The following is a 14860-nucleotide window of genomic DNA, read 5'->3' as shown; positions in this document are numbered from 1 at the left end:
CGGTGGACCGGACGGTCCGCATTCATCTGCCTCGGCCGCGCAGGAGCCGCGGCCCTGCGTTCCGGCGATCCAACGGCTAGCCTCTGGCCGGACGCAGGTCCCCGTGGCCCCCGCGGGCAGCACGGGACCACCGACGGGCGCAGGTCCTGCCCCAGGCCGCCGCGGGGGAGCGATGAGGCCACGACGGCTCGGGCCGTACGAGTTCGAGCAACTGCTCGGGACCGGGTCGATGGGCGAGGTCTACCTCGCTCGCGACGCCCGGCACCACGATCGCCGGGTCGCGGTCAAATTGCTGCCGGAGAGCCTGGGCGCGGACCGGGAGTTCATGGCCCGGTTCGAGCGGGAGGCCCGGATCACCGCGCAGCTCAGCGAGCCCCACGTCATCCCGGTGCACTCCTACGGAACGATAGAGGGCCGGCCGTTCATCGAGATGCGTCTGGTGCTTGGCAGTGACCTGCACCAGCTGCTCCGCCGAAGCGGCCCGCTGGCGCCCGAGCGGGCGGTCGCACTGGTCGCCCAGGCCGCGGCGGCGCTCGACGCCGCGCACGCTGAGGAGCTGGTCCACCGGGACGTCAAGCCGTCCAACATGCTGGTCACGCCGCAGGACTTCCTCTACGTCGTCGACTTCGGCATCGCCCGCGCGCACGGCACGAGCAACACGGCGCTCACCGGAACCGGCGTGGCCATCGGCACCCTGCAGTACATGGCCCCCGAGCGTTTTCTCGGGCGGGAGTTCGACGCCCGGACCGATCTCTACTCACTCACCTGCGTGCTGGTCGAGTGCCTGACCGGGGCACCCCCGTTCCGCGGCGAGGAGCTGCCGGCCCTCCTCTACGCCCACGTCAGCCTGGACCCACCCAGGCTGACCTCGGTGGTCCCGGACATCCCACCGGGGATGGATGACGTGGTGGCTCGCGGGATGGCCAAGGACCCCACCGACCGGTTCCCGACCGCTGGGGCCCTCGTCGCCGCCGCGATGGAGGCGCTGCAAGCCCACCGGCCGGGACCGGCCTCGTCCGGAGCGGGCTCGCGCGTCGGCGGCCCGTCGGCACTGGATGCCTCCGCGACGGCTCCCTGGCACGACCGGCCACCGGTACCCGCGAGGGGCGCGGGACCCGCGGGCGGAACCGACGCATCGCCACTCGGCGCCCCGCGCCGGACCGCGCTGGTCGCCGCCGGTGTGCTGGTGCTGGTCACCGTCCTCGTGCTCTCGGTCCTCTACCTGACCGACGTGGGGGACGACGCCGACGCCGGTGAGTCGGCCGCCTCGTCATCGAGCAGCTCCACCGCGGCGGCGGCGACGACCGGCCCCGCCACTCCCCTGCCCAGCGTGCCGACCCCGGTGCTGGCCGGTGCCATCACCGAGGCGCTCGATAACCCCCACGACATCGCCCTGTCCCCGGACGGCGCCCGCGCCTACGTCGCCGATGCGAACGGCGGCAGGCTGCAGGTCATCGACATCGACGGCCAGGCGGTCGTCGACTCCATCCCCATCAGCCAGGGGCCGCCGCAGTACGTGACGCTGTCCCCGGACGGGACGAAGGCCTACGTCACCACGTCCCGGGACCGGCGGACGGATCTGCACCTCCTGGTCGTGGACCTCGCGGCCCGCACCGTCGAGCACGACGAACCGGTGGACCTCTACCCGCTCAAGCCGACGGTCAGCCCGGACGGGTCGACGGTGTACGTGCCTCTGCACGACCAGGGCCGGGTCGAGATCTTCGATGCCGAGGGCATCCCTGTCGGCCGGTTCGAGGTGCCGCGGAACCCCCACTCGGTCGTCCTCAGCGCCGACGGCCGGACAGGCTACGTCGCCAACCACGAGTCGAACGTGATCACCCTCTGGGACATGCAGACCCTCCAGCCGATCGGTGGCGAGATCACCGCGGGCTCCGCGCCGCACCGCCTCGCGCTGTCCCCGGACGGTCAGCAGATCGCGGTCGTGAACTTCCTCAGCAGCGACGTCTGGCTGTACCGCACGTCGGACCTCTCGGCCCCGCAGCAGGTCGCCGTGGGCCGCAACCCGCAGGACGTGGCGTACGCACCGGACGGGCGGCACGTCTACACGGTCAACCTCGACGACGACAGCATCTCCGTGGTCGACCTCCAGACGCTCGAGGTCGTCCCCGTACCGGTCGGCAACGAACCGACGAGCATCGTGGTGCGCGCCGACGGCGGCCAGGCCTTCGTGACCGTGTCGGAGCCGCCCGAGGGCGCACCCCAGGGATCGGCGGGCAGCGTGGCCGTCCTGGACACAGCGGGCTGAGGTCTCGTGACGGCCCGTGCGGGGTCGGCGGTCAGCAGTCCGACGGCGGCGGTTCGTGCGCTCCCGGGCGGCTGCGTGGGCGCCGGGGCCGGGCCGCGACCCTCACCGCGGCTGCGCCGCCCGGTGGAAGAGTGGCCTCCCCTGCGCCCTCGCCGGGGGGGCTCGGCGCGGGAAGTCCACCGAGGCCGGCCCTCCGCATCGACCGTACGAGTTCCAGAGCCGTGGGTGGGCGGTCCTCCGGCCTCATCGCGAGCCCGGTGCGCAGCGCGGCCCGCACCGCGGGAGGCAGCCCGTCGTCCCGCGGCGGCTCCCCGCGGGCATGGGCGCCGAGGACCTGGCCGGCGGTGCGGCCGAACGGCGGATGGCCGAGGAGCACTTCGTGGACGAGGCAGGTGAAGGCGTAGATGTCGCTGGCGGGTGTCGCTGCAGCGCCGTCGAACCGCTCCGGGGCGGTGTAGGGAACGGTGCCCAGGAAGGCCCGGCCGGTGAGGTCCGTCGTCTGATCGATCCTGCGGGCGATGCCGAAATCGGTGAGGAACCACTGCACCTCTCCCCCGGGCGGGGGCTCGAACCGTCCCCGTGCGATGAGGACGTTGGCCGGCTTGACGTCGCGGTGCACCAGACCCGCGCGGTGGACGGCGTCGAGCGCACCGGCGACCCCGGCCAGGCCGGTCAGCACGTGCCCGACCGGGGGGCGCGGTGAGGCACGCAGCAGTTGGGCGAGGTCCGTCCCGTCGATCCACCGCATGGTGAGGTACAGCTGGCCCTCCACCTCGTCCCTGTCGTAGACCGGGACGATCCCGGGCGCTTCCACGGACGCCGCGAGATCGGCCTCCCGGAGGAAGCGCGCCCGGAATTCCGGATCCGCGGACAGCTGTGGGGAGACGACCTTCAGCGCCTCGAGCCGGCCGATCCGCGGGTGCCTGACGAGGTAGACGGTCCCCATGCCACCCGCGCCGAGCTCGGCGACCACCCGGTAGCCGGCGATGGACGCCGGCAGGTCCCCCGTCGATCCCATGCCACCCCTAGCCGCCACCCGTGCCCGACGGCATGCATCCTCCCCCATCCGAGGGCGCGAGGGTCGTGGTCTGCCCGTGCCTCCGCCGGCCGCCGCCCCGGACCCCCGGGGCGGCGGCCGGCGGAGGCACGGGCAGGGGTGCCCGGGACCTGCGGTCCCCTGCGCGGCAACAGTCCTGCCATGGAACTGAACCCGATCGCTGTCAGCCACGGGGAACGGGTCCACGCGTGGGGCGGGCGCCATCGCCGTCCCCGGGGGCCGGTGCCGAAGCGAGGACGGCGCCGCACTGCGGCTGCCCCCGCCCGGGAGGTGCCGGTGACCGGGGGGAGCGGGCCCGACGTGGCGGTGCCGCCGGGCCTCCGGCTCGCACTGGCGGGCCGACCGTGCGTGATCGGGCGCTCGCCCGACTGCGACGTCCGGGTGGACGACCCGCGCGTCTCCGCCCGCCACGCGCGGGTCGAACCGCTCCCCGGAGGCGCGTGGCGGGTCCTCGACCTCGGTAGCCGCAACGGCACCTTCCGGCACGGCGAGAGGTTCGAGTCCCTGGAGGTGCGGGGCGGCACCCACCTCCGACTGGGACACCCCGACCGCGGTGTGCTGCTCGAACTGGTTGCCGGGCGACCACAGCGGCCGGCGATCGGCCGGGGCGCCACTTGCCGTCCCGGCGTGGAGCTGGAGGACGTCGTCGTCCGCCGGGGCGGCGCCGAACTGCTCCACGGGATCCGGGCGACCCTGCCGGCGGGCAAGCTCAGCGTGGTCATCGGCCCCAGCGGCGCGGGGAAGTCGACGCTGCTCGCAGCACTCACCGGCGATGTCCCGCTGGCCCGGGGCCGGGTGCTCCTCCACGGCGCGGACCTGGCTGAACTCGACGCCGGCACGATCGGCTCGCTCATCGGCGTGGTCCCGCAGGACGACGTCCTGCACGCCTCACTGCCCCTCCGAGCGAGCCTGCGGACCAGCGCCCGCCTGCTCATGCCGTCGACGGCCAGCCGGGAGGAGCGACACGCCGCCGTCGAGCGGGTGCTCGGGCAGCTGCACCTCACCGCGCACGGTGACCAACGGATCGACCGGCTGTCCGGCGGCCAGCGCAAACGAGCCAACGCGGCCGCAGCGCTGCTGACCCGACCCGGCCTCCTGGTGCTGGACGAGCCCACCTCAGGGCTCGACCCGCACCTGGAGCGCTCCTACATGCGCGATCTCAAGGAACTCGCCGACAGCGGCACCACGGTCGTCGTGGTGACCCACAGCCCCGCAGCGGTCGACGTCGCCGACCACGTGCTGGCCGTGACGGCGGGCCGCATCGCCTACGAAGGCGCGCCGAGCGGCCTTCCCGGCCACTTCCGTGCGCGCGGACTCGGCACCGTCTTCGCCGAGCTCGGCGACGCCTCCGAGCAGTGGGCCGACCGCTGGGAGCAGGCCCGCCGAGCGTCCGGTACCCGCCGGCTCACCGTCGCACCCACGGTGACGTCGCACGGGCCTCGCAGGCACCAGCTCCTGCCCCTGCTGGGGCGGAACCTGCGTCTGCTGGCCGCCGACCGGGGCAGCCTCGCGCTGCTGCTCGTCCAGGCGCCGGTGCTCGGCCTCCTGGCGCGGTTGTTTCCCGACGGTGGCGGATTCGACCCGGCCACGGCACCGAACGCCGACATCCGCACGATGCTCCTGGTCCTCGTGCTCGCGGCGACCTGGCTGGGCACCTTCGCAGCGATCCGTCAGGTCGTCGACGAGCGTCGGGTCCTCGACCGCGAGCTGGCCGCGGGGGTGTCCCCGCTGGCCTACGTCGTCGCCCGGGTGATCCTCCTGGCGCTACTCGCGCTCGTGCAGGTCTCCGGTCTCTTCGTTCCCGCGATGGCCGGGCGGCACCTGCCGGCCGGTCAGCTGCTCGACCGGCCGGGACTGGAGGTTCTCGTCACGCTCGTGCTGGCCGGCTGGACAGCGTCGGTCATCGCCCTGCTCGCGTCGGCGCTCGCCCGGTCCGGCGCCGGTGCCGCTGCCCTCGCCCCCTTGGTCGTGGTCCCCCAGCTCTTGCTGTGCGGCGCGCTGGTGCGGGTCGATGACATGGTGGCCCTCGACCTGGCGGCACGGCTCGTCAGCGCGCGAGCAGCGTTCTCCGCGGCGGCGGCGAGCACCGATCTACCGACGCTCGAAGGCGGCACCCAGGCTCCCGCGGCCTGGGAGGGCGACGCCCTCACGTGGTCGCTCGGACTGCTCGAGCTCGGCGGACTGGCCAGCGTCGCGCTGCTCGCCCTGTGGTGGGTCCTCCACCGGCGCGCCGCCGTCCGCCCCTGACCGAGCCGCTCCCCGCTCATCCTTCGGGCGCCGGGCACCACCCGGACCACCCGCCGCGCGCAGAGCAAGGCTGGTGTCCCACCGTCCTCCTCTCGGGGCGTCCGCGCATCGACGCCGGCACAGCCCGTCCGCCAGGTGCCGACTGACCCACGGGACGCGGGCTCGCGGCGGGAACGAGCTGCCGCGCACCCATCGGTGAACGGCTGGTGGCACTCCCGGGACCGGGTGCAGGAACGCCCCCGCGGGGGGCTACGACCTCAGCTCGGCGGCGATGGGCCTGCTCGTGCACGACGTCACCGACCACGACGGCGGCCGCGGCTAGCACGACCACCTCGGGAGGGCAAGGGCGTCCGCGCACTCCGGAACGGCGCCACCCGAGGGCGGAATGGGTGATGTCAGGACCACCGTCCGAGAGGAGTTACCGATGGACTCATACGCGGCCACGGACAGCGGTGACGGCGGCGCGATCGCGCTCGTCCTCCTGCTGGCCCTCAGCCTGTACTTCCTCCCCACGATCGTCGCACTGCTGCGCAGGGCTCCTGACCGCGGCACCGTGGTCGTCCTCAACCTGTTCCTGGGCTGGACGTTCATGGGGTGGGTCGCGGCGCTGGCGATCGCGTCTCGGAGCCGAGTGGAGCCGATTGTGATCGTCCCGCAGCCCCCCGTGATCACCCAGCCCTCCGTCATGCTGCCGCCCGGGTGGTACCCGGCGCCCGGCACACCGGGCGTCGAGTGCTACTGGGACGGCCAGGTGTGGACGTCGCGCACGCGGCGCATCACGTCACCCCCGGCGCCGCGGGCGTAGACCCGCACCCGGCGAGCGGCCCCGGGGCGTCGGGGCCGCTCGCCGGTGGACGCGCCCACGCAGCGACGTGCCAGAGTCGGAGCACCAACGGCGGAACGGGGAACTCGAGATGGTGGACGACCCGGTGGTCGGATCGCACGTCGTCGTGTCCAGCGCCGGCACGCGCATCGTGCTGAGGCCGGGGGATGCCCTCACCTTCGGGCGCGGATCGGCCTGCCACCTGCGCATCGGGCACGTCCCCGAGGACCTGCGGGTACCGCGGGCAGCCGGTCGGCTGGAGTGCCGGAGCGACGGCGTGCTGATCCACAACGTGTCCGACAAGCGACCACTGGAGGTCGTCACCTTCCCGGGCCCGGGCTTCGAGATCCCGCCGCTGAGGCTCATGGGGACCATGCCGCACGACCTGGTCACCGTCGTGGTACGGGGGGATCGAGGTCGGCGCCACGCAATCAACATCGACGCCGGCCCCCTCGGCCTGCGCAGCGCCGGCAGCAGGGCACCGGCAGACCGGGGCAGCGCCACGGTCGGATACCGGCGCATCGACGACCTCACGCCGCGACAGCGGGACCTGCTGTGCGCCCTCTGCTTGCCCGGCACGCTCGGGTGGGATGACATCACCGGGATCCCGACCTACAGGCAGATGGAGCGGATCCTGGCTGAACGCGGGGTGCACGTGAACGCCAAGCGCATCCGGAACGCCCTCGACGACCTCCGGCACAGGCTGGCCAACGAGCACGGCGTCGCGGACGTCCACGGCGACTCGTCCGACGCCCCGCCCGGTGGCAAGCAGTCCTTCCTCCCGGAGCTGGCCGCGTGGGCCCGGATCTCCGGCAACGTCAGCGACGCGGAGCTGGAGGCCTTCGACCAGCGCGGCAGTTGACGATCGGCGGGGGCGATCGGAGCCATGCGGACGACCCGGCGGGCTCGGGAGCAGGGCCGCGCACCCGGCTCGGCGGGCAGCCGGTGCGCTCATGACCCGGTCGCCGCAGCTGCCGGACCGCCACGGGCTCGCACGCCCGTCCCGATCGCTGCGGCGGCCGGGTCCGGACCCGCCAGGCCGGTGGCGAGCAGCGCCGTGCCGGCGGCCACCAGGAGCGCGGCCGGCAGGCCGGTCCCCTCGGCCAGCGCGCCCAGCGCCAGGGCACCGATCGCCTGGCCGGCGGTGAGGCCCACGAAGAGGAAGGCCGCGGCGCCCGCCGCGCCGTCCGGGCGGGAGCGGGCACCCCAGGCGATCAGCACACCGCTGAGCGCGACGAAGGACCCGCCGAAGGCAGCCAGGGCGGTCGCGGCCAGCCACGGGACGCCGGGCCGGACGGCGAGCAGGGCGGTCGCCGCGGCCGCCACCAGCAGGCTGCCGCACCAGGCGCGGCGCACCCCGTGCCGCTCGACCAGGGCGCCGCTGACGCCACCGGCCAGCCCCGCCGCGCCCAGGACGCACCACAGCGCACCGCTGACCCCGGCGGTCAGGCCGCCGTCCGCGGTCAGCAGGTCGCGCCCGAAGGTCCAGATCCCGGCGCACCCGGCGCCGGCGAGGACGGCGGCGGCCGTCGCCCGACCCAGCCGGTCCCAGGGCCGACCGGCCCGCGGCGACCGCCCGCCGGTCGCCGACGGCCACCGAGCGGACCGGTCGGCCGCCCAGGTGACCAGCAGCGCGAGGACGGCGAACCCCAGCCAGGCCGCCCGCCAGGCCGCGGGGACGGCGAGCACCAGCAGGCCGCCGGCCACCACGCCCGCGCCGGTGCCGCTGTTGACCACCCCCTGCGCGCGGGCCTCGGTCGCCGGGGGCACCGTGGCGGTCACCACGGCCACGAGCGCGGGCGTGGCCGCCCCGGCCCCGCTGCCGGCGACCAGCACACCGACGGCGAGCACCGCGGTGCCGGGCGCGGTCGCGACCACCACCGACCCCAGCGCGGCGCTGCCCCCGGCGGACCACAGCGCGACCCGCGCCCGCCCTCGCGCCACCAGGACCGGGGCCAGCAGGGCGGCGGCGCAGTAGGCCAGGTAGCCCCCGGCCGCGAGCCCGCCCGCCGTCCCGGCGGAGAAGCCGAACTCGGCGCGGAACTGCGGCAGGTAGAGGCCGTACCCGTACCGGGCGAGCCCGTAGGTGACCGCGATGACGGCGAGCCCGGCACCGACGAGCACCGCCGGTCGCCCGGAGACCGGTCGGGCCGACGACTGTAACGATCGTTTCATCATAACGAGCGTTACAGTAGGCCGTGGTCCCGACCCCCGCGACACCGCCGGCGCGCGAGCGCCTGATCTCGGCCGCCGCCGAGCTGTTCTACGAGTCGGGCATCGCCGCGACCGGGGTGGACGCCGTCCTCCGGCGGGCCGGCGTCTCCCCCGCCACCATGTACGCCCACTTCGCCGGCAAGGACGCGCTCGTGGCCGCCTACCTGGAGCAGCGTCACCAGCAGTGGCGCGCGGTGTGGGACGAGGTGCTCGCCGAGCGCGACGACACCCGCGAGCGCCTCCTGTCGGTGTTCGACGCGCTCACGCGGTTCCGGGAGCGGTCGGGCAGCCACCGGGGGTGCGGCTTCCTGGCCGCCGCCACGGAGCTGCCGGCCGCCCACCCCGGCCGGCAGTGGGTGGCGGCCGACACGGCGCTGCTCACCGGGCGGCTCTCGGCCCTCGCCCGGGACGCCGGCGCGCCCCGGCCGGAGGACCTGGCCGCGGACCTGCTGCTGCTCTACGACGGCGCCCTCGCCGGCCTGGCGCGGAACGCGGCCGTCCCGGGGTCGGCCGGCCCCGAGCCCCTCGGCCGGGCCCGCGCCGCGGCGCAGGCGCTGCTCACCACCCGGCTCGGCGACCGCTGACCCGGGGGCGCCGCGTGCGGCTCCCGGCCGGACCGGGGGGCCCGTGCGCGCGGCGCCCCCCGGCTGCCTACCCTCGGTCGGACCAGCGCCCGACCGGATGCGAGCCCATGCCTGCCGTCTCCCGCTTCTCCGTGACCCCCGTCAAGGGCACCGCCCTGCACTCCCCGACCAGCCTGAGGCTCACCCGCAACGGCGTCGAGGACAACCGGCGCTTCCACCTCGTCGACGCCCGGCACCGGCTGGTCAACGGCAAGCAGCACGGGCCGCTGGTCACGATCACCGCCCGGTGGGACGGCGGGCGGCAGCGGCTGTCCCTGGACATCCCCGGGCGCGGCCCCGTCGAGGGGACGACGACCGAGCTGGGCCAGCCGGTCACCACCGACTTCTACGGGCGCCCCGTGGCCGGCCACCTGGTGGAGGGCCCGTGGTCGGCCGCCCTCACCGAGTTCGTCGGCGAGCCGGTGCACCTGGTCGCCGCCGACACCCCCGGCGACGCGGTCGACGTGCACCCGGTGACGCTCGTCTCCACGGCCACCCTCGAGCACCTGCGGGAGGTCACGCCCGGCGGCGAGCGGCTGGACCACCGGCGCTTCCGGATGCTCGTCGAGGTGGACGGGTGCGACCCGCACGAGGAGGACACCTGGGTGGGCCGGCGGGTCCGGCTGGGCGGGGCCACGGTGCGGGTGGTCGGCCCGGTCCCCCGCTGCGTGGTGACCAACGAGAACCCCGACACCGGCCTCGTGGACTTCAGCACCCTCAAGGCCGTCGCGCGCTCCCGCGGCGAGCGGACCGGGGACCTCACCACCCCGGTCGCCCACCTGCCCGACGGCGGCGCGGTCGTCCTCGGCGTGTACGCCACCGTCGAGGAACCGGGGCCGATCGGGGTCGGCGACCGCGTCGAACCGATATCCGCCGCGGCGACCGTCGCCTCCTGACCGGCCCGGCCCGGCACGGACCCGCCGGCACGCCGGCCGGGCGTCGGCGGTGGCCGCTGGTCGCATCACCGGCCGCCGCCGCCCGGTGGCGAGCGGCGGCCCGGTGCTCAGGCGCGGCCCGGGTCGCCGCCCGCAGCGGGACGCCGCACGAGGCGCCCGTCGGAACGGCCCGGTTCGCACGCCGCGTCGAGAGCGCGCTGCAGCGGCGACGGCGCTGCCTGGTCCCGGATCACCACGGTCCCGGGTCCTCCGCCCGGCGCGGTCAGTTCGCCGGCACCCCGAGGCGTGGTGGTGGGCACGCGGGAGCCGGTCCCGAGGAGCTCAGCACGATCCGTTCGCCGCCGCGGAGCCCCCGCGCCTGGGCCACCAGGTCCTCCATCCGGCGGGTGGGCAGCACGCCGAGCTCCCGGACGAGCAGGTCGCGGAAGGCGCCGTAGGCGCGCAGGGCCTCCGCGGGGTTCCCCTCGGCGAGGTGCGCCCGCACGAGTGCACGGTGCGCGCTCTCCCGCAGCGGCTCGTCCCGGATCGCCGCGCAGGCCGCCTGCACCGCCTGGCCGTGCCGGCCGGCGAGGACGAGCTTGTCCGCGAGCGCCTCGAGGGCGTGCATGCGCAGCTGGCGCAGCCGCTCGCGCTCGAGCAGCACCCAGTCGTCGTACCAGCCCGGCAGGAGCTCCCCGGCCGACGCGGTCACGGGGGCGTCGAGGACCCCGGCCCGGGTTCCGGGGGCGAGCACGGAGTGCGCCCAGGAGACGAGTTCTCGGACGTCCACGCGCACGCCCTCCGCGAGCGCCACCGCCCCTCCGGACACGACGACCAGGCCCGGCACCGCCCGCTGGACGCGCCACAGGGCCGACCGCAGGCTGCCGTGCGCGTGCGCCTCGGAGACGTCCGGCCACAGCTCGCCGGCGATCGCCTCCCGCGCCGGGCGCCCGCACAGGACCAGGTGGGCGATGAGCCGCTGGACGCCGTGCGGCAGGCGGCCCACCGCCGTCCCGGCGGACGCGGCGTCGACGGACACGCGGAAGCCGTCGAGCAGGGAGACGCGTGCGGTGGAAGCGTTCATGGCGACCCCCTCTCGGGGCCGTCCAGCGGGCCCCGGCGCCACGTGGTGACAGGACGGAATCGTTCCGACACGCCGAAGCGGGTGTCAATGGACGTTGGACCCTGCCGGCGCCCGGTGGCGGGCGAGCGCGACCCGCCCGGCGTGGACCGGCGCGTCCGGCCGGACGGCCGGTCGGCGGGGTTTCAGGAGGCCAGGCGGTGCGGCCGGGCGATGTCCTGCACCAGGCGGGTCATCTGCTCCGTCGGGGGGACGCCGAGCTCCCGGCGCAGCAGGTCCCGGAAGGCCGCGTGGGCCCGCAGGGCCTCGGCCAGGTTGCCCTCGGCCAGGTGAGCCCGCACCACGGTGCGGTGCGCGCTCTCCCGCAGCGGCTCGGCGCGGATCGCCAGGTGCGCGGCCTGCAGCGCCTCGCCGGCGCGGCCGGCGGAGATCATCCGCTCCGCCGCGGCCTCGAGCGCGTGCAGGCGCACCTGCAGGAGGCGGTCGCGTTCCAGCAGCACCCAGTCGTCGTACCAGCCGGGCAGCAGGTCGCCCAGGAGCGACGGGTCCGGCAGCGCCGTCCCAGCGGTCCCGCTCCGCGGGTCCCGCACCCGCTCGGCCCAAGCCTGGAGGTCGCGGACGTCGACGCGGACGCCGGGAGCGAGGGACAGGGCGCCACCCGACGGGGCGACGATCCCGGGCGCGGACCGGCGCAGCCGCCACAGCGCCGAGCGGAGGCTCGCGTGCGCCCGCTCCTCGCAGACGTCGGGCCAGAGCCGGCCGGCCACGACCGTGCGGTCCGTCGGGCCGGCCAGACCGAGCTGGGCCACCAGGCGCTGCACCGCCCGGGGCAGCTCGCCGTCGGCGGGCCGTCCCGCGACCCCGCCGGCCCGGAGGGTGAACCCGCCGAGCAGCGTCAGCCGCATCCGGCCCCCGGGTGCGGTGCAGGCGATCCGGTCCATGGTGCTGCCCCCCGTCCGCGAGCGGCGACGTCGACGAGCAGAGACGCACGGAAGGACCCCTGATACACCCGGTCGGCGGTGACGGGGTCGTGACGCCGCGGTGACGGGCCGCCCGCAGGGTCGGAGCAGCGTGCCGGTCCGCACCGGACCGCAGGACACGAGACGACCGGACCGCAGGACACGAGACGACCGGACCGCAGGACACGAGACGACCGGACCGCAGGACACGAGACGAGGAGCCGGGATGACAGCCACCGCCGACGATCCGGTGCAGAACCCGCTCACCCTGGTCATGACCGTGCGCTCGCCCGACGACCGCCGGGTGCTCCAGGAGAAGCTCGAGAAGCTGCAGTCGCTGCCGCGGGAGCAGAACCCGGTCACCACCGCCCTGGACGCGATCGCCACCGTGCACTTCGCCCGGTTCGTCTTCCTGGACGAGACGCGGCTCGCCGTGATCACGACCTACGACGGCGACTTCGCGGTCTACATCAACGAGTTCGTCGACCACATCGGGGAGGTCTTCGACGACCTCCTGCAGCACATGGACGGCGCACCACCGCTGCCGGTCGCGCGCCACCGGGCGGAGTTCCTGGACTACGTGCAGCGCAACGACCTGCGCTGCCTGCCGCCCTTCTACAGCGCCTACCCGCGGCGCACCGTCCTCGACCTCCTCGCCGCCGACGCCGGCAGCTGATCCGGCCCGCGGCGCACCGGTGCTCGACCTCGCCGACGTGCAGGGCCTCGTGGTCCGCGGCTACACGATGCCGCACGCCCGCCACCTGCTGCTGCGGGTGGACGCCGCCGCCGCGGGCCGGGCGCTGCTCGGATCGCTCGTCGACGGGGACGCCGGCCGTCCCCGGGTCACCACCGGCACCCCCTGGGAGGAGAAGCCGGACTGCTGCGTGAACGTGTCGGTGACCGCCGCGGGGCTGCGCGCCCTCGGCGTCCCCGAGCACTCCCTCGCCGGCTTCCCCGAGGAGTTCCTCGCGGGCGCCGCGGCCCGCGCGGACCACGTGGGCGACGTCGGCCCCAGCGCGCCGCGGCACTGGCTGCCGGCGTTCACCGACCCGGGGCTGCACGTCGTCGTCTCGCTGTTCGGGCAGTCCCCGGAGGCGGTGGGACGCACCACGGACGCCCTCCTGGAGGGAACCGCGCCGGGCCTGACGGAGCTCGAGCGCCTGGACGCCGCCCTCCTCGGCGACCGGGTCGACCACTTCGGGTACGTCGACGGGATCTCCCAGCCCGCCATCGCGTCGGCTCCACCGCCGGGCCCGCCCGACCGGCTGCCGGTGGCGCCGGCCGGGGCGTTCCTGCTCGGCCACCCCAGCCAGTTCCGCGACTTCAGCTACCCGGTGCCCGAACCCCAGGCGCTCGGCCGCAACGGCAGCTTCGCGGCGTTCCGGGTGCTCGCCCAGGACGTCGACGCCTTCCGGGAGCTGGTGGCCGCGCAGTCCGCGCGGACCGGCATGTCACCGGAGCTCGTCGTCGCCAAGCTGTGCGGCCGCTGGCCCGACGGCACCCCGCTGGTGCTCTCCCCCGACACCGGCTCCCCCGAGCCGCCGGTGCCGCCGGAACGCCGCAACGACTTCGACTACCTCGACGACGCACGCGGCGAGCGGTGCCCCGTCGGGTCGCACATCCGGCGGATGAACCCGCGCAGCTCGCGCGTGGCCGGCGGTGGAGGGCACCAGCACCGGATCGTGCGGCGTGGTCTGACCTACGGCCCGCCCTACGACCCGGCCCGGCCACGGGACGGGCACGAGCGCGGCGTCCTCGGCCTCTTCCTCGGGGCCAGCCTGCGCGACCAGTTCGAGTTCCTCATGCGCGAGTGGGCGCACGACGGGACGTTCGCCCCCGGACTCGGGCGGACGCAGGACCCGTTCCTGGGCACCGAGGCCGGGGGCTCGCTGACCGTGCCCACCCCCGGCGGGCGCACGGTGCTCACCGACCTCCCCCGGCTGGTCACGACGCGCGGCGGCGCCTACTGCTTCGTGCCGAGCACCACCGCGATCCGCCACCTCGCCGCGCTCTGACCGGCCGCCCGCTGACCGAGCCCGGCCCAGCGCCGGGGCGGGCCGGGCCCGGTCGGTCCAGGGCCCCCGGTTGCAGGGCCGCCCCGGTCGGGGGACGGGTCAGTTGAGGGACAGGTCGTGCAGGCCGGCGGTCGCCAGCTCCGCCCGCAGCCGGGTGAGGACCCTGGCCCTCGTCGGCCCGATGCTCCCGACCGGCATGCCGAGCCCGGCGCTGATCTCCTCGTAGCTGGCCGGCGGGGAGGCGGTGAGCAGGCCCAGCAGCTGCCGGTGCCGGGGCGGGAGCGTGGCGACCGCCCGGCGGAGCAGGACCTCCTGGTCCCGGCGCACGGCCGACACCTCGGGCCCCGCCTCGTCGACGACCTCGGAGCGGTCCGGAGGCGGCACCGGCTGCTCGCGGTGGGCGTCGCGGAGGACCGCCAGGGACGCCCGCCGCGCCGTCGTCCGGAGCCATCCGGCCAGGCGCTGCGGGTCCCGGATGCCGGCCAGGTGCTCGACCAGCCGCAACCAGGTCGTCTGCACCACGTCGGACGCCTGGGCATCGGTCAGCCCGAAGCCCCGGGCCACCGACCGCACCATCCCGGCGTACTCGGCGACGATCGCGTCCCAGGCCGAGCCGTCCCCGTCGGCGGCGCGGCGGACCAGTGCGGTGACCAGCGCGGGCTCCATGGCCCCTCCTCTCCTCACGGCGGCGCCGGTGCCG

The 14860-nt window shown here is 75.8% G+C and carries 13 protein-coding genes; 8 read left to right on the top strand and 5 right to left on the bottom strand.

Annotated elements, in window-relative coordinates:
* Positions 1-172: 172 nt before the first annotated feature.
* Entirely contained in the window at positions 173-2266 is a 2094-nt protein-coding gene (locus ACI8AC_RS10025) for a serine/threonine-protein kinase (protein ID WP_456897611.1), read from the top strand.
* 31 nt (positions 2267-2297) lie between these two features.
* Here the strand turns inward: ACI8AC_RS10025 and ACI8AC_RS10020 are convergent, their stop codons facing one another.
* Positions 2298-3284: a serine/threonine-protein kinase gene (locus ACI8AC_RS10020; protein ID WP_456897610.1), complete on the bottom strand. Its 987-nt coding sequence runs from the start codon at positions 3282-3284 to the stop codon at positions 2298-2300.
* Between the two features lie 180 nt (positions 3285-3464).
* Between ACI8AC_RS10020 and ACI8AC_RS10015 the strand changes: the two genes are divergently transcribed.
* The 3 genes from ACI8AC_RS10015 (at position 3465) to ACI8AC_RS10005 (ending at position 7255) form a co-directional block, all read left to right on the top strand.
* The gene (locus ACI8AC_RS10015; protein ID WP_456897609.1) at positions 3465-5570 is read left to right on the top strand and encodes an ATP-binding cassette domain-containing protein; all 2106 of its coding nucleotides are present in this window, start codon (positions 3465-3467) and stop codon (positions 5568-5570) included.
* Positions 5571-5994: 424 nt separating this feature from the next.
* The gene (locus ACI8AC_RS10010; protein ID WP_456897608.1) at positions 5995-6375 is read left to right on the top strand and encodes a superinfection immunity protein; all 381 of its coding nucleotides are present in this window, start codon (positions 5995-5997) and stop codon (positions 6373-6375) included.
* Between the two features lie 109 nt (positions 6376-6484).
* Entirely contained in the window at positions 6485-7255 is a 771-nt protein-coding gene (locus ACI8AC_RS10005) for a hypothetical protein (RefSeq protein WP_456897607.1), read from the top strand.
* An 89-nt stretch (positions 7256-7344) separates the two neighbouring features.
* On the opposite strand, the gene ACI8AC_RS10000 is transcribed toward ACI8AC_RS10005, so the two are convergent.
* Positions 7345-8568 carry an MFS transporter gene (locus ACI8AC_RS10000; protein WP_456897606.1) on the bottom strand — a complete coding sequence of 408 codons (1224 nt, stop codon included), beginning with the start codon at positions 8566-8568 and terminating at the stop codon, positions 7345-7347.
* Between the two features lie 23 nt (positions 8569-8591).
* Here ACI8AC_RS10000 and ACI8AC_RS09995 point away from each other — a divergent pair, with 23 nt between their 5' ends.
* The gene (locus ACI8AC_RS09995; protein WP_456897605.1) at positions 8592-9191 is read left to right on the top strand and encodes a TetR/AcrR family transcriptional regulator; all 600 of its coding nucleotides are present in this window, start codon (positions 8592-8594) and stop codon (positions 9189-9191) included.
* A 107-nt stretch (positions 9192-9298) separates the two neighbouring features.
* Complete coding sequence (locus ACI8AC_RS09990) at positions 9299-10126, top strand: MOSC domain-containing protein (protein ID WP_456897604.1); 828 nt, start codon at positions 9299-9301, stop codon at positions 10124-10126.
* Positions 10127-10388: 262 nt separating this feature from the next.
* Here ACI8AC_RS09990 and ACI8AC_RS09985 read toward each other — a convergent pair whose 3' ends face one another.
* Positions 10389-11189 carry an AfsR/SARP family transcriptional regulator gene (locus tag ACI8AC_RS09985; RefSeq protein ID WP_456897603.1) on the bottom strand — a complete coding sequence of 267 codons (801 nt, stop codon included), beginning with the start codon at positions 11187-11189 and terminating at the stop codon, positions 10389-10391.
* Positions 11190-11371: 182 nt separating this feature from the next.
* A complete protein-coding gene (locus ACI8AC_RS09980; RefSeq protein ID WP_456897602.1) occupies positions 11372-12127 on the bottom strand; it encodes an AfsR/SARP family transcriptional regulator in 756 nt (251 codons plus the stop codon).
* Positions 12128-12371: 244 nt separating this feature from the next.
* On the opposite strand from ACI8AC_RS09980, the gene ACI8AC_RS09975 reads away from it, so the two are divergent.
* Together ACI8AC_RS09975 and ACI8AC_RS09970 are read left to right on the top strand one after the other, a co-directional pair.
* Positions 12372-12821 (top strand): hypothetical protein, encoded by a 450-nt coding sequence (locus ACI8AC_RS09975; protein ID WP_456897601.1) that lies wholly within the window; start codon positions 12372-12374, stop codon positions 12819-12821.
* Positions 12822-12840: 19 nt separating this feature from the next.
* Positions 12841-14160: a Dyp-type peroxidase gene (locus ACI8AC_RS09970; protein ID WP_456897600.1), complete on the top strand. Its 1320-nt coding sequence runs from the start codon at positions 12841-12843 to the stop codon at positions 14158-14160.
* Between the two features lie 99 nt (positions 14161-14259).
* Here ACI8AC_RS09970 and ACI8AC_RS09965 read toward each other — a convergent pair whose 3' ends face one another.
* Complete coding sequence (locus ACI8AC_RS09965) at positions 14260-14826, bottom strand: RNA polymerase sigma factor (protein ID WP_456897599.1); 567 nt, start codon at positions 14824-14826, stop codon at positions 14260-14262.
* Positions 14827-14860 lie beyond the last annotated feature (34 nt).

Source organism: Geodermatophilus sp. SYSU D00758, assembly GCF_054049955.1.
Note: the sequence above shows the minus strand (reverse complement) of the source record. Positions and strands in the feature narration are given on the sequence as shown.